Genomic DNA, 18,016 nt, shown 5'->3' with positions numbered 1-18,016 from the left:
CGGATCCTTGGGCTAGAGGTCGCGGTGGCGGACCTGGACGTTTTTCAGGGACTGTTGCAGCAACTGGCCGAGACGTTCGGTGATGTACACCGAACGATGGTGGCCGCCGGTGCAGCCAATGGCAATGGTCACGTAGGCACGGTTACTGGCTGCGAAGCGGGGGAGCCACTTGAGCAGGTAGCTGGAAATATCGTTGAACATGTCTTCGACGTCCGGCTGCGCGGCCAGGTAGTCGATCACTGGCTGTTCCAGGCCGGAGTGCTCACGCAATTCGGGCTTCCAGTAGGGGTTGGGCAGGCAGCGTACGTCGAACACCAAATCGGCATCGACCGGCATGCCGCGTTTGAAGCCGAATGACTCGACCAGGAATGCGGTACCAGGCTCGGGCTTGTTGAGCAGGCGCAACTTGATGGTGTCACGCAACTGGTAGAGGTTCAGGCTGGTGGTGTCGATCTTCAGGTCGGCCAGGTCGGCAATCGGCCCCAGCAGCTCGCTCTCCACGCGGATGGCCTCTGCCAGCGAGCGGTCGGCGTTGGTCAGCGGGTGGCGGCGGCGGGTTTCTGAAAACCGCTTGAGCAAGGTATCTTCATCGGCATCCAGGTACAGCACATCGCACTGGATGTGGCGGGCACGGGCGTCGGCTAGCAGCTCGGGGAAGCGCGACAGGTGGCTGGGCAGGTTGCGGGCGTCGATCGACACTGCCACTTTCGGCTGCAGCAGTTCGGTGTTGATCAGTGCATTTTCCGCGAGCTGCGGCAGCAGCCCGGCGGGCAGGTTGTCAATGCAATAGAAACCGTTGTCTTCCAGGACATCGAGGGCGGTGCTCTTGCCGGAGCCGGACCGGCCGCTGACGATGATCAGGCGCATGTTCAGTGCTCGTTCTGTACGTCCAGGACAACCTGGTACAAGGCCTCGTTGCTGGGGGCCGAACGCAGGCGATCACGCACGTCCTTGCGGTCGAGCATGCTGGCGATCTGGCGCAGCAGTTCCAGGTGGGCATCGGTGGCGGCTTCAGGGACCAGCAGGACGAACAGCAAGTCTACCGGCGCGCCATCGATGGCATCGTAATCGATGGGTGCTTCCAGGTGCAGCAGGGCGCTGACTGGCGCGGAGCAGCCTTCAAGCCGGCAGTGCGGAATGGCGATGCCATTGCCGAAACCGGTTGAACCGAGTTTTTCCCGGGCGACCAGCTTTTCGAAGACAACTTGCATCTCCAGTTCCGGCACTTGTTCGGCGATGATGGTGGCGACCTTTTCCAGGGCGCGCTTCTTACTGCCGCCCGGCACGTTCACGAGGGAACGGCCGGGGGTCAGGATGGTTTCAAGTCGGATCATGGATGAGGGGGATCAGCGGGCAGCTGCACCTTGCAGCAGGCTTTGCTGTTTTTCCTTGTGTTTTTTCAGTTGGCGGTCGAGCTTGTCGGCCAAGGCGTCGATCGCTGCATACATATCTTCGTGTTCGGCGTTTGCTACCACTTCGCCGCCGGGAATCTGCAGGGTCGCCTCGACCTTCTGCTGCAGTTTCTCGACCTTCATGATGACCTGCACGTTGGTGATCTTGTCGAAGTGACTTTCCACGCGGGCGAGCTTTTCGAGCACGTAATCGCGCAGTGGCTGGGTGACTTCTACATGCTGTCCACTGATATTGACTTGCATACAGCTTCTCCTTTGTTGCCCGTGCATAAAGAGGCAGGTCTTGCACCTGCCCCGCAAACGCTATGGCAGAGCTCAGGGGCTACATCAGTCGCTTGCGCTCACTCGACGGTGCGATGCCGAGAGACTCGCGGTACTTGGCGACGGTGCGGCGGGCCACCTGGATGCCTTGTGCCTCCAGTAAACCAGCGATCTTGCTGTCACTCAATGGCTTTTTCTGATTTTCCGCTGCAACCAGTTTCTTGATGATCGCGCGGATCGCTGTAGACGAGCATTCTCCGCCTTCGGAGGTGCTGACGTGGCTGGAGAAAAAGTATTTCAGTTCGTAGATGCCGCGGGGCGTGTGCATGTATTTCTGCGTGGTCACCCGGGAAATGGTCGACTCGTGCATGCCCACCGCTTCGGCAATGTCATGCAGCACCAGCGGTTTCATCGCTTCGTCGCCATGATCGAGGAAGCCGCGCTGGTGCTCGACGATCTGCGTGGCGACTTTCATCAGGGTCTCGTTGCGGCTTTGCAGGCTCTTGATGAACCAGCGCGCCTCCTGAAGCTGGTTGCGCATGAAGGTGTTGTCGGCACTGGTATCGGCGCGGCGCACGAAGCCGGCGTATTGCGCGTTCACGCGCAGGCGCGGGATGGCCTCCTGGTTCAGCTCCACCAGCCAGCGGTCGCTGTCCTTGCGCACGATCACGTCCGGTACCACGTACTCGGGCTCGCTGGACTCGATCTGCGAACCCGGGCGCGGGTTGAGGCTTTGCACCAGTTCGATCACCTGACGCAGTTCGTCTTCCTTGATTTTCATGCGCCGCATGAGCTGGCTGTAGTCGCGGCTGCCGAGCAAATCGATGAAATCGCTGACCAGGCGTTTCGCCTCGTTCAGCCACGGCGTGCTGGCAGGCAGTTGGCGCAGTTGCAGCAACAGGCACTCGCCAAGGGTGCGTGCCGCGACGCCTGCCGGTTCGAACTGCTGAATGCGGTGCAGCACCGCTTCGACTTCGTCCAGCTCGATATCCAGCTCCGGGTCGAAGCCAGCGCAGATTTCTTCGAGGGTGTCTTCCAGGTAGCCCTGGCCGTTGATGCTGTCGATCAGGGTCACGGCGATCAGGCGGTCGGTATCCGACATCGGCGCCAGGTTCAGTTGCCACAGCAGGTGGCTTTGCAGGCTTTCGCCGGCCGATGTCCGCGTGGTGAAGTCCCACTCGTCGTCATCGTTGCTCGGCAGGCTGCTGGCGCTGGTCTGGTAGATGTCTTCCCAGGCGGTGTCGACCGGCAGCTCGTTGGGGATGCGCTCGCTCCATTCACCGTCTTCGAGGTTGTCGGCACTGACCGTGCTTTCCTGGAAGCTGTTGTCCTGAACTTCGGTGGCCGGCTTGTTCTCGGCGTTGTCGGCCATCGGGTCGCTGTTGTCGAAGTCGTCGCCGTCTTCCTGACGTTCGAGCATCGGGTTCGACTCCAGCGCTTCCTGAATTTCCTGTTGGAGGTCCAGGGTGGAGAGCTGGAGCAGGCGGATGGCCTGTTGCAACTGCGGTGTCATCGTCAGTTGCTGGCCCATTTTTAGGACGAGCGATGGTTTCATGGCTGGGGCTTAATACCTTGTTCGCCGGCGCGCATGCGCCATCCACTACACGAGGGCGCCGGGGCGCCAGATCAAGCAAGTTTTATGCCTTAAATTGTAGCGTTTGCCTAGAGTACGTAACAATTTTAACCCTGAGTGCAGGGCAGGTTGCAGTACCCCAGGCAGGAGTGGGTCAGAGCCGGAACTCGTGGCCCAGGTAAACCTCTTTGACCAGTTCGTTGGCCAGGATGGTTTCGGCGTCGCCTTCGGCGATCAGCCGGCCATCGTTGACGATGTAGGCGGTCTCGCAGATATCCAGGGTTTCGCGCACGTTGTGGTCCGTGATCAGCACACCGATACCCTTGGCCTTGAGGTGGTGGATGATCTGCTTGATGTCGCCGACCGAGATCGGGTCAACGCCGGCGAAGGGTTCGTCCAGCAGGATGAACTTGGGCGCGGTCGCCAGGGCGCGGGCGATCTCGACACGGCGGCGTTCGCCACCGGACAGGCTCATGCCGAGGTTGTCGCGGATGTGGCTGATGTGGAACTCCTGCAGCAGGCTTTCCAGCTCCTTGCGCCGGCCATCGCGGTCGAGGTCCTTGCGGGTTTCGAGGATGGCCATGATGTTGTCTGCCACCGAAAGCTTGCGGAAGATCGAGGCTTCCTGCGGCAGGTAGCCGATGCCGGCGCGCGCACGGCCGTGCATGGGCTGGTGGCTGACATCGAGGTTGTCGATCAGGACACGACCCTGCTCGGCCTGGACCAGGCCGACGATCATGTAGAAGCAGGTGGTCTTGCCGGCACCGTTCGGGCCGAGCAATCCGACGATCTGGCCGCTGTCGATCGACAGGCTGACATCACGTACGACCTGGCGCCCCTTGTAGCTTTTGGCCAGGTGCTGGGCTTTTAGGGTTGCCATTTACTCGGCCTTCTTCTTGGGCTGGATCACCATGTCGATGCGCTGACGTGGCTGGGTCACGTTACCGCCACGGCCGGCGGTAGCCACCTGCGACTTGGTGTTGTAGACGATCTTCTCGCCCTCGGTGGTGTTGCCCTCGTTCTCGACCTTGGCGCGGTCGGTAAGGATCACGGTGTCTTTTTGCGCCTGGTACTGGATGGTCACTGCCCAGCCCTTCATCTTGTCGGGCTTGGCGGCGCTCTGCTGCTGCTCGAAGTAGGCCAGGTTGCCAACCGAAGTCACCACGTCGATGTCGCCGTTGGCGGCGCGCGTCATGGTCACGGTATTGCCTTTGATCATCATCGAGCCTTGAGTGATGATCACGTCACCGGTGTACGTCGCGACACCCTGCTTGTCGTCCAGATGCGCGTTGTCGGCCTGGATGCGGATAGGCTGGTCACGGTCATTCGGCAGGGCGAAGGCGCTCGCGCTTCCCAGTGCTGCGCTCAGGCTGAGCAAAAGGGGGAGGGTTTTAACGAGCCTCATACTGTCCTCTTACGTTAGAGAGCAAGTCCATCTTGCCTTCTTTCAAATACGCTTTCATGCCCTTGCCCGTGGTTGTGCCACCGGCGCCGTCGATTCTAACGGCTTGCTCGGTCTGCGCATATTGCTTCTGCGGGAATACGGTCATGCGTGAGCTGGTGATGATGGTGTCGCGCTGTTTTTCGTCGGTGCGGGCAACACGGACCTGGTTGATCAGTTCGACCTCGTTGCCGTCCGGGCTGACCTCGGCGCGCTCGCTCTGAACATGCCACGGGTATTCGGTGCCGCGGTAAAGGCGCAGGTCAGGCGTGGTCACCAAGGTAACTTCAGTCGCCTTGACGTGCTCGACCTTGTCGGCGGTCATTTCGTACTGCAATTTGCCGTCCGGCAAGAACTGCACACTATGGGCGTTGATCGCATAGTAGTCGATGGCGCTTTCATCGACCTGGGCCACAGGCTGGTCGAGGAAGCTTTCAGGGCTGACATTCCAGTAGCCAATGGCAGCGAGCACGGCAGCTATCACTGCCAGCAGCGCAATATTGCGGACTTTCTTGCTGAACATGGGCGGCCTTACAAGTAGTTGGCGTTGGCAGCGTCCAGGGTGCCCTGGGCCTGCATGATCAGTTCGCAGAACTCGCGGGCAGCGCCTTCGCCGCCGCGTGCCTGGGTCACGCCGTGGGCATGCTGGCGAACGAAGGGCGCAGCGTTGGCCACTGCCATGCCCAGGCCAACGCGGCGAATCACCGGCAGGTCGGGCAGGTCGTCGCCGAGGTAGGCGACCTGTTCATAGCTTAGGCCGAGTTCGCCCAGCAGGCCGTCAAGTACCACCAATTTGTCTTCGCGGCCCTGAAACAGGTGCGCGATACCCAGGTTCGCAGCACGGCGCTCGACCACCGGGGTCTTGCGCCCGCTGATGATGGCCGTGGCCACGCCCGACGCCATTAGCATCTTGATGCCCTGGCCGTCGAGGGTGTTGAAGGTCTTGAATTCGCTGCCGTCTTCGAGAAAGTACAGGCGGCCATCGGTCAGCACGCCGTCGACATCGAACACGGCCAGCTTGATGGCCTGGCCACGTTGCATGAGATTCTGGCTCATCACATAACTCCTGCACGCAACAGGTCGTGCATGTTCAGGGCACCTGTCGGCCGGTCGTCCGGATCGACGACCACCAGTGCGTTGATCTTGTGGTCTTCCATGATTTTAAGGGCCTCGGCGGCGAGCATTTCGGCCCGGGCAGTTTTGCCATGTACGGTCATGACCTGGTCGATCAAGGTGGTATGCACGTCGATATTGCGATCCAGGCTGCGGCGCAGGTCGCCATCGGTGAAGATCCCGGCCAGCTTGCCGTCAGCCTCGAGCACTGCGGTCATGCCCAGCCCTTTGTGCGACATCTCCAGCAGGGCATCCTTGAGTAGCGTGCCGCGCAGCACCTTGGGCAACTGGTCACCGCTGTGCATCACATGCTCGACCTTCAGCAACAGCCGCCGCCCCAGGGCGCCGCCAGGGTGTGAGAAGGCGAAGTCTTCGGCAGTGAACCCGCGCGCTTCGAGCAGGGCAATGGCCAACGCGTCACCCAGCACCAGTGCCGCAGTGGTCGATGAGGTAGGGGCAAGGTTCAGCGGGCAGGCCTCCTGTGCGACCCGGGCATCGAGGTTCACCTCTGCTGCCTGGGCCAGGGTGGAATCCGGGTTGCCGGTAAGGCTGATGAGCGTGATGCCCAGGCGCTTGATCAGCGGCAGCAGCGTGACGATCTCGGCCGTGCTGCCTGAGTTGGACAGCGCCAGGATGATATCGTTGCCGGTGATCATGCCCATGTCGCCATGGCTGGCTTCAGCCGGGTGCACGAAAAACGCGGGGGTGCCGGTGCTGGCGAGGGTAGCGGCAATCTTGTTGCCGATATGCCCCGACTTGCCCATGCCGAGCACCACGACGCGGCCCTGGCTGGCCAGGATCAGTTCGCAGGCTTTGACGAAATGCTTGTCGATGCGCGCCAGCAGGCCCTCGACGGCCTCGAGTTCCAGGCGCACGGTGCGCTGTGCGGATTGAATCAGCTCGCTGGATTGGCTCATGTCAATTAAGCACTGCCTGATGAAAAGGCGGCGATTATAGCCGCAATCCAAGAAACCCTCACCTTTTCCATTTGCCTTGCAACGGTCGCCAAACCCTGTCTCAGAGCTGAACGGGGCGTGCATGGCCTTGGGGGCGCGTGCGCAGCGGTGCTATAGTTCGCCGCTATTCGGCCTGCCAAGGGCGCGTGTGCCTTCCGCATGGAAGTTGGCGTCCATAAGGACGAGGCTGCATCAGCAAGGAGTCTAGATGAGTGTGGATAGCGCCTACGCGGTGGAATTGAAGGGTGTTACCTTCAAGCGCGGTTCGCGTAGCATTTTCAGCAACGTCGACATTCGCATCCCGCGCGGCAAGGTCACCGGCATCATGGGGCCATCGGGTTGCGGCAAGACCACGTTGCTTCGCCTGATGGGCGCGCAGCTGCGCCCCGCCAGTGGTGAGGTATGGGTCGCCGGGCAGAACCTGCCGACGCTGTCGCGCAGCGACCTGTTCGACGCCCGCAAGCAGATGGGCGTGCTGTTTCAGAGCGGCGCGCTGTTCACCGACCTCGATGTGTTCGAGAACGTCGCGTTTCCGCTGCGCGTGCATACCCAGCTTGCCGACGACATGATTCGTGACATCGTCTTGATGAAACTGCAGGCCGTGGGGCTTCGTGGGGCCATCGACCTGATGCCCGATGAGCTGTCCGGTGGCATGAAGCGTCGTGTGGCGCTGGCCCGGGCGATCGCCCTGGACCCGCAGATCCTCATGTACGACGAGCCGTTCGTCGGGCAGGACCCTATTGCCATGGGGGTGCTGGTGCGCTTGATCCGCCTGCTCAACGATGCCTTGGGCATTACCAGCATCGTGGTGTCCCATGACCTCGCAGAGACCGCCAGCATCGCCGACTACATCTATGTGGTGGGCGATGGCCAGGTGCTGGGGCAGGGTACCCCCGATGAGCTGATGGGCTCGGACAACCCGCGGATCCGCCAGTTCATGAAGGGCGACCCGGATGGCCCGGTGCCGTTCCATTTCCCTGCGCCTGACTACAGCGCCGATCTGCTGGGGGCGCGTTGATGCGCAGAAAATCATTACTCGAACGTGTCCGGCTGCTGGGCCGCTCGGCCATCGATGTGGTGGCGGTACTCGGGCGTTCCTGCCTGTTCCTGTTCCATGCCCTGGTCGGGCGCGGCGGCATTGGCGGTGGCTTCCAGCTGCTGACCAGGCAACTGTACTCGGTCGGCGTGCTGTCGCTGGCGATCGTCGTCGTGTCCGGGGTGTTCATCGGCATGGTGCTGGCACTGCAGGGCTACAGCATCCTCACCAAGTATGGCTCCGAGCAGGCCGTGGGCCAGATGGTGGCCCTGACCCTGTTGCGCGAGCTTGGGCCGGTGGTCACGGCTTTGCTGTTCGCAGGCCGTGCCGGTTCTGCACTGACTGCCGAAATCGGCAACATGAAGTCCACCGAGCAGTTGTCCAGCCTGGAGATGATCGGCGTCGACCCGCTCAAGTACATCGTGGCGCCACGCTTGTGGGCCGGTTTCATCTCGTTGCCGCTGCTGGCGCTGATCTTCAGTGTGGTCGGTATCTGGGGGGGCTCGTGGGTCGCCGTGGACTGGCTGGGCGTATACGAGGGCTCGTTCTGGGCCAACATGCAGAACAGTGTTTCGTTCACCGACGACGTGCTCAACGGGTTGATCAAGAGCCTAGTGTTCGCATTCGTCGCGACCTGGATCGCCGTATTCCAGGGGTACGACTGTGAGCCCACTTCAGAAGGGATCAGCCGTGCAACCACCAAGACCGTGGTCTATGCCTCGTTGGCAGTGCTGGGTCTGGACTTTATTCTGACCGCCTTGATGTTTGGAGATTTCTGATGCAAAACCGCACCCTGGAAATCGGTGTCGGCCTGTTCCTGCTGGCCGGGATCCTGGCGCTGCTGCTGCTGGCCCTGCGTGTCAGCGGGCTGTCGGCCAGCCCGAGCAGCGATACCTATAAAGTTTATGCCTATTTCGACAATATCGCCGGTTTGACGGTCAGAGCCAAGGTGACCATGGCGGGCGTGACCATCGGCAAGGTCACCGCCATCGATCTGGACCGGGATTCCTACACCGGTCGGGTGACCCTGCAGCTGGACAAGTCGGTGGACAACCTGCCGACCGACTCCACTGCCTCGATTTTGACCGCCGGTCTGCTTGGCGAGAAGTACATCGGTATCAGCGTGGGCGGTGAGGAAGACGTGCTCAAGGATGGCTCGACCATTCACGACACCCAGTCTGCCCTGGTGCTGGAAGACCTGATAGGCAAGTTCCTGCTCAACTCCGTTGGCAAGGAACCGAAAGAAGCGCAACCGGCTAATTGAGGAGTTTCCATGATTTCGATCTTGCGACGTGGCCTGCTGGTGTTGCTGGCGGCTTTCCCCCTGATGACCTTGGCCGCGCAGTCCCCGCATGACGTGGTTCAAAGCACCACCACGCAGCTGCTGGGTGAACTCAAGGCCAACAAAGAGCAGTACAAGGCCAACCCTCAAGCGTTCTACGACACCCTTGACCGGATTCTCGCGCCGGTGGTCGATGCCGACGGTATCTCCCGCAGCATCATGACCGTCAAGTACTCGCGCAAGGCCACCCCCGAGCAGATGCAGCGCTTCCAGGAAAACTTCAAGCGCAGCCTGTTCCAGTTCTACGGCAATGCGTTGCTGGAGTACAACAACCAGGGCATCGTCGTCGACCCGGCCAAGGCCGATGATGGCAAGCGCGCTTCGGTCGGTATGAAGGTCACCGGTAACAATGGCGCCGTGTACCCGGTGCAGTACACCCTGGAAAACCTGGGTGGCGAGTGGAAGGTGCGTAACGTCATCGTCAACGGCATCAACATCGGCAAGCTGTTCCGTGACCAGTTCGCCGACGCCATGCAGCGCAACGGCAACAACCTGGACAAGACCATCGACGGCTGGGCCGGCGAAGTGGCCAAGGCCAAGCAGGCCGCCGACAACTCGCCAGAAAAGGCGGTGAAATGAGTGAGGCCGCGGTAAGCATGGCTGAGCCGGGCGTGCTGAGCCTGTCCGGCGTGCTGGACTATCGCAGTGGGCCGCAGTTGCGCAAGCAAGGCAAGGCGCTGATCACTGCCAGCCGGGATGCGCAGTTGGTGCTCGATTGCTCGGGCGTGCTGCGCTCCACCAGTGTCGGCCTGTCGTTGCTGCTGTCGTTCATGCGCGATGCCCAGGCAGCCGGCAAGGCCTGCCGGGTGCGGGGCATGCCCGACGACATGCGGGAAATTGCCGAGGTCTACGACCTCGATCAAGTGCTGGCGACCTGATGGCCCGGCACGGATGACGGCCCCTCGGTCAGCGAAGCCTTCGTTGGGCTTCGCAGGCGAGGGGCTTTTTTGTATGATGGCCGACCCGTGCGCATCGGGCGCCGATTGAGGTTGAGCATGCAGGCCGTAGAAGTTAAAAGCTTCCTTGAAGAGAAATTGCCGGGTTCCCGGGTCGAAGTTGAAGGCGAAGGCTGCAACTTCCAGTTGAACGTGATCAGCGACGAGTTGGCTGGCCTGAGCCCAGTCAAACGCCAGCAGGCTATCTATGCTCATCTGAATCCGTGGATCGCCAATGGCAGCATCCATGCGGTAACCATGAAATTTTTCAGCAGCGCAGCCTGGGCTGAGCGCACCTGAGCCAACTTGGCGGCGAGATTCCAATGGACAAACTGATTATTACTGGCGGCGCTCGCCTTGACGGCGAGATCCGTATTTCGGGCGCGAAGAACGCAGCCCTGCCGATTCTGGCGGCGACCCTGCTGGCCGATGGCCCGGTCACCGTAGGCAACCTGCCGCACCTGCACGACATCACCACCATGATCGAGCTGTTCGGCCGCATGGGCATTGAGCCTGTGATCGACGAAAAGCTGGCGGTGGAAATCGACCCGCGCACCATCAAGACCCTGGTCGCGCCTTACGAGCTGGTCAAGACCATGCGCGCCTCGATCCTGGTGCTGGGGCCGATGGTCGCCCGCTTCGGCGAGGCCGAGGTGGCGCTGCCTGGCGGTTGCGCGATTGGTTCGCGCCCGGTCGACCTGCACATCCGTGGCCTGGAGGCCATGGGTGCGAAGATCGAGGTCGAAGCCGGCTACATCAAGGCCAAGGCGCCTGAGGGCGGCCTGCGCGGTGCGCATTTCTTCTTCGACACCGTCAGCGTGACCGGTACCGAAAACATCATGATGGCCGCAGCGCTGGCCAAAGGCCGCAGCGTGCTGCAGAACGCTGCGCGTGAGCCGGAGGTGGTCGACCTGGCCAACTTCATCAACGCCATGGGCGGCAAGGTGCAAGGTGCCGGTACCGACACCATCACCATCGATGGCGTCGAGCGCCTGGCGTCGGCCAGCTACCGCGTGATGCCGGACCGGATCGAGACCGGTACCTACCTGGTTGCCGCTGCCGTGACCGGTGGCCGCGTCAAGGTCAAGGATACCGACCCGACCATCCTTGAAGCCGTGCTGGAAAAGCTCAAGGAAGCCGGCGCCGAGATCACCACCGGTGAAGACTGGATCGAGCTCGACATGCAGGGCAAGCGGCCGAAAGCCGTGAACCTGCGTACTGCACCGTACCCGGCCTTCCCGACCGACATGCAGGCGCAGTTCATCTCGCTGAACGCCATTGCCGAAGGCACCGGTGCCGTCATCGAAACCATCTTCGAAAACCGCTTCATGCACGTGTACGAAATGCACCGCATGGGTGCGCAGATCCAGGTCGAAGGCAACACCGCGATCGTCACCGGTGTACCGGCCCTCAAAGGCGCCCCGGTCATGGCCACCGACCTGCGCGCTTCGGCCAGCCTGGTGCTCTCGGCGCTGGTGGCCGAAGGTGACACGCTGATCGACCGCATCTACCACATTGACCGTGGCTACGAGTGCATCGAAGAAAAACTGCAGATGCTCGGCGCGAAAATCCGCCGCGTACCGGGCTGATCGCCCTCTGGTGCAAGGACGCACCATTCGAATTGAAAGCGGCCAGGTCCATGACCTGGCCAGCAGTAGCCGCTTAAGGACCGACGTTCCAATGTTGACCATCGCGCTTTCCAAAGGCCGTATTCTCGACGATACCTTGCCGTTGCTGGCCGAGGCCGGCATCGTGCCGACCGAGAACCCGGACAAGAGCCGCAAACTGATCATCCCTACCACGCAGGACGACGTACGCCTGCTGATCGTGCGTGCTACCGACGTGCCGACCTATGTCGAGCATGGTGCTGCCGACCTGGGTGTGGCCGGCAAGGACGTGCTGATGGAGTACGGCGGCCAGGGCCTGTACGAGCCACTGGACCTGCAGATTGCCCGCTGCAAACTGATGACCGCAGGCGTGGTCGGCGCCCCTGAGCCCAAGGGCCGCCTGCGCGTGGCCACCAAGTTCGTCAACGTCGCCAAGCGTTACTACGCCGAACAGGGCCGCCAGGTCGACATCATCAAGCTGTACGGCTCGATGGAGCTGGCACCGCTGATCAACCTCGCCGACAAGATCATCGACGTGGTAGACACCGGCAACACCCTGCGGGCCAATGGCCTGGAACCCCAGGAAATGATCGCCACGATCAGCTCGCGCCTGGTGGTCAACAAGGCTTCCATGAAGATGCAGCACGCCCGCATCCAGAGCCTTATCGACACGCTGCGCGCGGCGGTCGAATCGCGACACCGCGGTTAATTCCCTACCGATTGCGCGCGGCCGTTGTTGCCGCGCCCATCTATCCGCGTCATAGCCACTTTTCTCGGGTGCCCGCGCGGATGGACTGGTAGCCTAGGGCGCCTGAGCATTCGCTAATCATCGAGGCCCTCGCCATGACCGTGTCCACTGCAATTGCCCGTCTCAACGCTGCTGATCCGGATTTCGCTCGACATCTGGATCATCTGCTGAGCTGGGAAAGTGTGTCCGATGACGCGGTCAACCAGCGCGTGCTGGACATCATCAAGGCCGTGCGCGAGCGTGGCGACGCGGCGCTGGTAGAGTTCACCCAGCGTTTCGATGGTGTTGAGGCCACATCGATCGATGACCTGATCCTCAATCGCGAGCGCCTGGAGCTGGCGCTGACCCGCATCACCCCCGTACAGCGCCAGGCCCTGGAGAAGGCCGCCGACCGTGTGCGCATCTACCATGAGCGGCAGAAGCAGGATTCCTGGCAGTACACCGAAGCCGACGGCACCGTACTGGGGCAGAAGGTTACCCCGCTGGATCGGGCCGGCCTGTATGTGCCCGGCGGCAAGGCCTCGTACCCGTCGTCGGTGCTGATGAACGCCATCCCGGCCAAGGTGGCCGGCGTGGCCGAAGTGGTGATGGTGGTGCCGACCCCGCGTGGTGAGGTCAACGAGCTGGTGCTGGCCGCTGCCTGCATCGCCGGTGTCGACCGCGTATTCACCGTCGGTGGCGCCCAGGCGGTCGCGGCACTGGCCTATGGCACCGAAAGCGTGCCACAGGTCGACAAGATCGTCGGCCCGGGCAACATCTACGTCGCCACTGCCAAGCGCCATGTATTTGGCCAGGTGGGCATCGACATGATCGCCGGGCCTTCGGAAATCCTGGTGGTATGCGATGGCCAAACCGACCCGGACTGGATCGCCATGGACCTGTTCTCCCAGGCTGAACACGACGAAGACGCACAGGCCATTCTGGTCAGCCCGGATGCCGCCTTCCTCGACCGTGTCGCTGCCAGTATCGACAAGCTGCTGCCGACCATGGAGCGTGCGCAAATCATCCAGAAGTCGGTCAACGGCCGTGGTGCACTGATCCAGGTAAAAGACATGCAGCAGGCCATGGACGTGGCCAACCGCATTGCCCCCGAGCACCTGGAGCTGTCGGTTGCCGACCCGCAGACCTGGCTGCCGCACATTCGCCACGCCGGGGCGATCTTCATGGGCCGCCACACCAGCGAGGCACTGGGTGATTACTGCGCTGGCCCCAACCACGTGTTGCCAACCTCCGGCACTGCACGCTTCTCGTCGCCGTTGGGTGTGTACGACTTCCAGAAGCGGTCGTCGATCATCTTCTGCTCCGAGCAAGGCGCGTCCGAACTGGGCCAGACTGCCTCCGTGCTGGCCCGTGGCGAATCGCTGACCGCGCACGCCCGAAGCGCTGAATACCGCATCCGCACCCAACAGAAGGGGAACTGAACATGAGTCGATTCTGGAGCCCCTTCGTCAAGGACCTGGTGCCTTACGTGCCGGGCGAGCAGCCCAAGCTGGCGCGGCTGGTCAAGTTGAACACCAACGAGAACCCCTACGGCCCGTCGCCCAGGGCGCTGGAAGCCATGCGCGCGGAGCTGAGCGACAACCTGCGCCTGTACCCCGATCCTAACGGTGACCGCCTGAAGCAGGCAGTGGCCGAGTATTACGGCGTTACCCCGGCGCAAGTGTTTGTCGGCAATGGTTCGGACGAGGTGCTGGCGCACATCTTCCACGGCCTGTTCCAGCACGATGCACCCTTGTTGTTCCCCGATATCAGCTACAGCTTCTACCCGGTGTACTGTGGCCTCTACGGCATCGCGTTCGAGCAGGTGGCCCTGGACGAGCAGTTCCAGATCCGTATCGAGGACTACAACAAGCCCAATGCCGGGATCATTTTCCCCAACCCCAACGCGCCTACGGGTTGCCTGATGCCACTGCAGGCGGTAGAGCAACTGCTGCAGGCCAACCGTGACTCGGTGGTGGTGGTGGATGAAGCGTACATCGACTTCGGCGGCGAAACCGCCATCAGCCTGGTCGACCGCTACGACAACCTGCTGGTGACCCAGACCTTGTCCAAATCGCGCTCGCTGGCGGGTCTGCGTGTTGGCTTGGCCGTGGGGCACCCGGACCTGATCGAGGCCTTGGAGCGCATCAAGAACAGCTTCAACTCCTACCCGCTGGACCGCGCGGCCATTGTTGGCGCCGCCGCAGCTTTCGAGGACCGTGAGTACTTCGAGCAAACCTGCCGCAAGGTGATCGACAGCCGCGAGGCGTTGGTTGGCCACTTACAGGCCAAGGGCTTCGAAGTGCTGCCGTCGGCGGCCAACTTCATCTTCGCGCGCCACCCGCAACAGGATGCCGCCGAGTTGGCAGCGCGCTTGCGCGAGCAGGGTGTCATCGTGCGCCACTTCAAGCAGGCGCGTATCGCCCAGTTCCTGCGGATCACCATTGGCACGCCGGAGATGAACCAGGCACTGCTGGATGCCTTGAACTGAGCGCGCCTTGGGCGCAGCAGTTTTAGCACCTGTAACACCGAGCGCCGCCCGTGCGGCGCCCCGCCTCTACTTAAAAACAATCGTGTGAAGCGTTGCAGCCTGTTGATTCAGCGCTTATGGTTAGCCTTTATTCGTCCGATGACTGGATGTATCGATGTCGTTATTGATCAAACGCTCCCTGGTCGAGCAGGCCGTTGAGCAACTGCGTGAGCGCATCGCCCAGGGCGATTGGCAGATCGGCGAACGCCTGCCGACCGAGCCGGAACTGGCCCTGCAACTGGGCATCAGCCGTAACACCGTGCGCGAAGCCATGCGCGTGCTGGCCTTCAGCGGCCTGGTCGAAGTGCGCCAAGGCGACGGCAGCTACCTGCGTACCGCACAGGACCCGTTGCTGGCGATGCAGGCCATGGCCCGCTGTACCGCCGAGCAGGCCCGTGAAACCCGCCACATTCTCGAGGCGGAGGCGATTGGCCTGGCCGCGCTGCGGCGCACCGATGCAGACCTGCAGGGGCTGCGCGAAGCGCTGGCCGGCAGCGCCGGGCATTTTCATGGTGATGTCGATCACTACATAAGGTGCGACCTGGTGTTTCACCAGCGGCTGGTCGATGCCGCCCACAACCCCGCACTCAGCGAGCTTTACCGCTATTTTTCCGGCGTGGTCGCGGCGGCGCTGCAGCACAGCATGGCGACCGTGCCGCGCTGCCAGGCTACGTTCGATCTGCATGGGCAGATCCTCGACGCCATCGAACAGCGTGATGCGGACCGGGCCAAGCGCCTGAGCCGTACCCTCATCGAATCCTGACCCCGAGAACGCCATGGCTGAACCCCTACCTCGCAACACCCCACCGCACGCGCGTGATCTCGATGAACTGCTGATCGACGCCGAGGCCGACGACGAGCAAGTCCAGCAGCAGCCGGTGCAATTGCGTCGGCCGTGGCTGCTGTTGCTCGGCCTGGTGCTGGTGGCGCTGAACCTACGCCCGGCGCTGTCGAGCATGGCGCCCGTGCTGGGCCAGGTGTCCGAAGGCCTGGGGCTGAACGCTTCGCAAGCCGGCTTGCTGACCACCTTGCCGGTGTTGTGCCTTGGGCTGTTTGCGCCGCTGGCACCGATGCTGGCACGGCGCTTTGGCAGTGAGCGGGTGATCGTCGGCATTCTGCTCACCCTGGCTTTGGGCATCGTCGTGCGCAGCAGTTTGGGCGTGGCGGGGGTGTTTCTGGGCAGCCTGATGGCTGGCGCCAGCATCGGCATCATCGGGGTGTTGTTGCCCGGTATCGTCAAGCGCGACTTCCCCCAGCACGCAGGGACGCTGACCGGGGTGTATACCATGGCCTTGTGCCTGGGCGCGGCCATGGCGGCGGGTGCTACCGTACCCTTGGCCAGCCATTTCGGTGGCAGCTGGGCGTTGGGCCTGGGCTTCTGGATGCTCCCGGCGCTGCTGGCCATGCTGGTTTGGCTGCCACAAGCCCGCCAGGGGCATGGCCTGCACACGGTGGCATACCGCGTACGTGGCCTCTGGCGTGATCCCTTGGCCTGGCAAGTGACCCTGTACATGGGCCTGCAGTCGTCGCTGGCCTACATCGTGTTTGGCTGGCTGCCGTCGATCCTGATCGGTCGTGGCCTGAGCCCGACCCAGGCCGGCCTGGTACTTTCCGGGTCGGTCATCGTGCAGTTACTGAGTTCGCTGAGCGCGCCGTGGCTGGCCACTCGCGGCAAGGACCAGCGGCTGGCAATCGTGGTGGTCATGCTGACCACTCTGGCGGGCCTGTTCGGTTGCCTGTATGCCCCGCTTTCAGGGCTGTGGGGCTGGGCCGTGGTGCTGGGCCTGGGGCAGGGCGGTACCTTTGCCCTGGCGCTGACCTTGATCGTGTTGCGCTCGAAGGATGCCCACGTGGCGGCCAACCTGTCGAGCATGGCCCAAGGCGTGGGTTATACCCTGGCGTCGATGGGGCCGTTCGCGGTGGGGTTGGTGCATGATCTGACGGGCGGCTGGGCGGCCGTGGGCTGGATCTTCGCTGTGCTTGGGGTCGGCGCCATCGTCTTCGGGTTGGGGGCCGGGCGGGCTTTGCATGTGCAGGTGACCAGCGAAAAGGTCTGAATCTGTGCTGGGCAGCACCGGCCCTGTCGCCGGCAAGCCAGCTCCCACAGGGATCGCATCAGGGCTGACAGGTGTTTGTCAGAAGATATGCAGCGCCTGTGAGATCGAGCGCCGCCCGCGCGGCGCTCGGTCTCACAGGCGCTGTAGATGCTGCGGCGGAAGCTGGCATAAGCAACCGGGTCAGATTATCGTGCTGCTTTCGACCCCAGGATGGACCAGCCCCCATGAGTGACGCCCACCGCGATTTGATTACGCGCTTCTACCAGGCTTTCCAGCGCCTGGACGCCGAGGCAATGATCGCCTGCTACAGCGACGATATCGTTTTCAGCGACCCGGTTTTCGGCACGCTGCGTGGCAAGGATGCGGGCGACATGTGGCGCATGCTGACCACGCGCGCCAAAGACTTCACCCTGACCTTCGACAGCGTACGGGCCGACGAGCGCAGCGGTGCCGCACACTGGGTGGCGACCTACCTGTTCAGCCAGACGGGCCGCGTGGTGGTCAATGATATCCAGGCACGTTTCATCATCCGCGATGGCTTGATCTGCCAGCACGACGATACGTTCGACCTGTGGCGCTGGTCGCGACAGGCGTTGGGCATGCCAGGGGTATTGCTGGGGTGGTCGCCGCTGCTGCAGAACAAGGTTCGCGCACAGGCCTTCAAGGGTTTGCGCGCATTCCAGCAGGCCCAAGGTGTGTGAAGCTGCCCCCGCAGGCGTTGGCAAGCCTTGGTATGTATACCTGGTCAGGGCGGCCAACGGTTCGTTGTATTGCGGGGTCAGCGATGACCCGCAGCGGCGTTTTCTGGCCCATCAGAAAGGGCAGGGGGCACGGTACTTCAAGACCAGCCCGGCACAGGCGCTGGTGTATGTCGAACAGTGGCCGGACAAGGGCGAGGCGTTGCGCCAGGAGCGGTTGGTGAAACGGCTGCGCAAGTCGGCGAAAGAGGCGCTGGTGGCGGCTTACCTGATGGGTTCGGCTTGAGGATGCCGGGGCCGCTTTTGCGGCCCATCGCGACGCAAGGCC

The 18,016-nt window shown here is 62.5% G+C and carries 23 protein-coding genes; 14 read left to right on the top strand and 9 right to left on the bottom strand.

Annotation, left to right across the window (positions count from 1 at the left end; all coding sequences use genetic code 11):
• Positions 1–12: 12 nt before the first annotated feature.
• The 9 genes from rapZ to ACF8SD_RS05940 all read right to left on the bottom strand — a co-directional run bounded on the left by rapZ (position 13) and on the right by ACF8SD_RS05940 (position 6,723).
• A complete protein-coding gene (gene rapZ / locus ACF8SD_RS05980; protein WP_009683042.1) occupies positions 13–867 on the bottom strand; it encodes an RNase adapter RapZ in 855 nt (284 codons plus the stop codon).
• Between the two features lie 2 nt (positions 868–869).
• Positions 870–1,334, bottom strand: coding sequence for a PTS IIA-like nitrogen regulatory protein PtsN (gene ptsN / locus ACF8SD_RS05975; protein ID WP_173887684.1), 465 nt, complete (start codon positions 1,332–1,334; stop codon positions 870–872).
• Positions 1,335–1,346: 12 nt separating this feature from the next.
• Positions 1,347–1,655, bottom strand: coding sequence for a ribosome hibernation-promoting factor, HPF/YfiA family (hpf, locus tag ACF8SD_RS05970; protein WP_003255135.1), 309 nt, complete (start codon positions 1,653–1,655; stop codon positions 1,347–1,349).
• Positions 1,656–1,734: 79 nt separating this feature from the next.
• Positions 1,735–3,228, bottom strand: coding sequence for an RNA polymerase factor sigma-54 (locus tag ACF8SD_RS05965; RefSeq protein WP_173887685.1), 1,494 nt, complete (start codon positions 3,226–3,228; stop codon positions 1,735–1,737).
• A gap of 172 nt (positions 3,229–3,400) precedes the next feature.
• Complete coding sequence (gene lptB, locus ACF8SD_RS05960; protein ID WP_010952146.1) at positions 3,401–4,126, bottom strand: LPS export ABC transporter ATP-binding protein; 726 nt, start codon at positions 4,124–4,126, stop codon at positions 3,401–3,403.
• Positions 4,127–4,651: a lipopolysaccharide transport periplasmic protein LptA gene (lptA, locus tag ACF8SD_RS05955; protein WP_029887549.1), complete on the bottom strand. Its 525-nt coding sequence runs from the start codon at positions 4,649–4,651 to the stop codon at positions 4,127–4,129. It abuts the gene before it with no gap.
• A complete protein-coding gene (lptC, locus tag ACF8SD_RS05950; RefSeq protein ID WP_173887686.1) occupies positions 4,638–5,210 on the bottom strand; it encodes an LPS export ABC transporter periplasmic protein LptC in 573 nt (190 codons plus the stop codon). Before lptC ends, lptA begins: the two co-directional genes overlap by 14 nt.
• 8 nt (positions 5,211–5,218) lie before the next feature.
• Positions 5,219–5,743, bottom strand: coding sequence for an HAD family hydrolase (locus ACF8SD_RS05945; protein WP_173887687.1), 525 nt, complete (start codon positions 5,741–5,743; stop codon positions 5,219–5,221).
• Complete coding sequence (locus tag ACF8SD_RS05940; RefSeq protein WP_173891650.1) at positions 5,743–6,723, bottom strand: SIS domain-containing protein; 981 nt, start codon at positions 6,721–6,723, stop codon at positions 5,743–5,745. The genes ACF8SD_RS05945 and ACF8SD_RS05940 overlap by 1 nt, the downstream gene beginning before the upstream one ends.
• Before the next feature lie 241 nt (positions 6,724–6,964).
• Between ACF8SD_RS05940 and ACF8SD_RS05935 the strand changes: the two genes are divergently transcribed.
• From ACF8SD_RS05935 to ACF8SD_RS05870, 14 genes are all read left to right on the top strand, one after another.
• Complete coding sequence (locus ACF8SD_RS05935) at positions 6,965–7,774, top strand: ATP-binding cassette domain-containing protein (protein ID WP_009683032.1); 810 nt, start codon at positions 6,965–6,967, stop codon at positions 7,772–7,774.
• Positions 7,774–8,571 (top strand): lipid asymmetry maintenance ABC transporter permease subunit MlaE, encoded by a 798-nt coding sequence (gene mlaE / locus ACF8SD_RS05930; RefSeq protein ID WP_173887688.1) that lies wholly within the window; start codon positions 7,774–7,776, stop codon positions 8,569–8,571. Before ACF8SD_RS05935 ends, mlaE begins: the two co-directional genes overlap by 1 nt.
• A complete protein-coding gene (gene mlaD / locus ACF8SD_RS05925) occupies positions 8,571–9,056 on the top strand; it encodes an outer membrane lipid asymmetry maintenance protein MlaD (protein WP_009683030.1) in 486 nt (161 codons plus the stop codon). The genes mlaE and mlaD overlap by 1 nt, the downstream gene beginning before the upstream one ends.
• A gap of 9 nt (positions 9,057–9,065) precedes the next feature.
• Positions 9,066–9,713, top strand: coding sequence for a phospholipid-binding protein MlaC (locus tag ACF8SD_RS05920; protein WP_392484081.1), 648 nt, complete (start codon positions 9,066–9,068; stop codon positions 9,711–9,713).
• On the top strand, positions 9,710–10,012 hold the full coding sequence (locus ACF8SD_RS05915; RefSeq protein WP_009683028.1) for a lipid asymmetry maintenance protein MlaB: 303 nt from the start codon (positions 9,710–9,712) through the stop codon (positions 10,010–10,012). Before ACF8SD_RS05920 ends, ACF8SD_RS05915 begins: the two co-directional genes overlap by 4 nt.
• Before the next feature lie 117 nt (positions 10,013–10,129).
• Positions 10,130–10,369: a BolA family protein gene (locus ACF8SD_RS05910; RefSeq protein ID WP_003255121.1), complete on the top strand. Its 240-nt coding sequence runs from the start codon at positions 10,130–10,132 to the stop codon at positions 10,367–10,369.
• A gap of 23 nt (positions 10,370–10,392) precedes the next feature.
• Positions 10,393–11,658, top strand: coding sequence for a UDP-N-acetylglucosamine 1-carboxyvinyltransferase (gene murA / locus ACF8SD_RS05905; RefSeq protein WP_009683027.1), 1,266 nt, complete (start codon positions 10,393–10,395; stop codon positions 11,656–11,658).
• A gap of 91 nt (positions 11,659–11,749) precedes the next feature.
• A complete protein-coding gene (gene hisG / locus ACF8SD_RS05900) occupies positions 11,750–12,385 on the top strand; it encodes an ATP phosphoribosyltransferase (protein WP_009683026.1) in 636 nt (211 codons plus the stop codon).
• Positions 12,386–12,519: 134 nt separating this feature from the next.
• The gene (gene hisD, locus ACF8SD_RS05895) at positions 12,520–13,845 is read left to right on the top strand and encodes a histidinol dehydrogenase (protein WP_173887690.1); all 1,326 of its coding nucleotides are present in this window, start codon (positions 12,520–12,522) and stop codon (positions 13,843–13,845) included.
• Between the two features lie 2 nt (positions 13,846–13,847).
• Positions 13,848–14,894 carry a histidinol-phosphate transaminase gene (hisC, locus tag ACF8SD_RS05890; protein ID WP_392484080.1) on the top strand — a complete coding sequence of 349 codons (1,047 nt, stop codon included), beginning with the start codon at positions 13,848–13,850 and terminating at the stop codon, positions 14,892–14,894.
• Between the two features lie 154 nt (positions 14,895–15,048).
• Positions 15,049–15,696 (top strand): FadR/GntR family transcriptional regulator, encoded by a 648-nt coding sequence (locus ACF8SD_RS05885; RefSeq protein WP_173887692.1) that lies wholly within the window; start codon positions 15,049–15,051, stop codon positions 15,694–15,696.
• A 13-nt stretch (positions 15,697–15,709) separates the two neighbouring features.
• A complete protein-coding gene (locus ACF8SD_RS05880; RefSeq protein ID WP_392484079.1) occupies positions 15,710–16,990 on the top strand; it encodes a CynX/NimT family MFS transporter in 1,281 nt (426 codons plus the stop codon).
• Positions 16,991–17,214: 224 nt separating this feature from the next.
• On the top strand, positions 17,215–17,691 hold the full coding sequence (locus tag ACF8SD_RS05875; RefSeq protein WP_054911609.1) for a nuclear transport factor 2 family protein: 477 nt from the start codon (positions 17,215–17,217) through the stop codon (positions 17,689–17,691).
• Positions 17,684–17,974, top strand: a complete 291-nt coding sequence (locus ACF8SD_RS05870; protein WP_392484078.1) for a GIY-YIG nuclease family protein — start codon at positions 17,684–17,686, stop codon at positions 17,972–17,974. The genes ACF8SD_RS05875 and ACF8SD_RS05870 overlap by 8 nt, the downstream gene beginning before the upstream one ends.
• Positions 17,975–18,016 lie beyond the last annotated feature (42 nt).

It is taken from the genome of Pseudomonas sp. CJQ_9 (assembly GCF_043106615.1).
Lineage (GTDB): Bacteria > Pseudomonadota > Gammaproteobacteria > Pseudomonadales > Pseudomonadaceae > Aquipseudomonas > Aquipseudomonas juntendi.
This window is presented reverse-complemented; position numbering and strand designations above follow the sequence as displayed.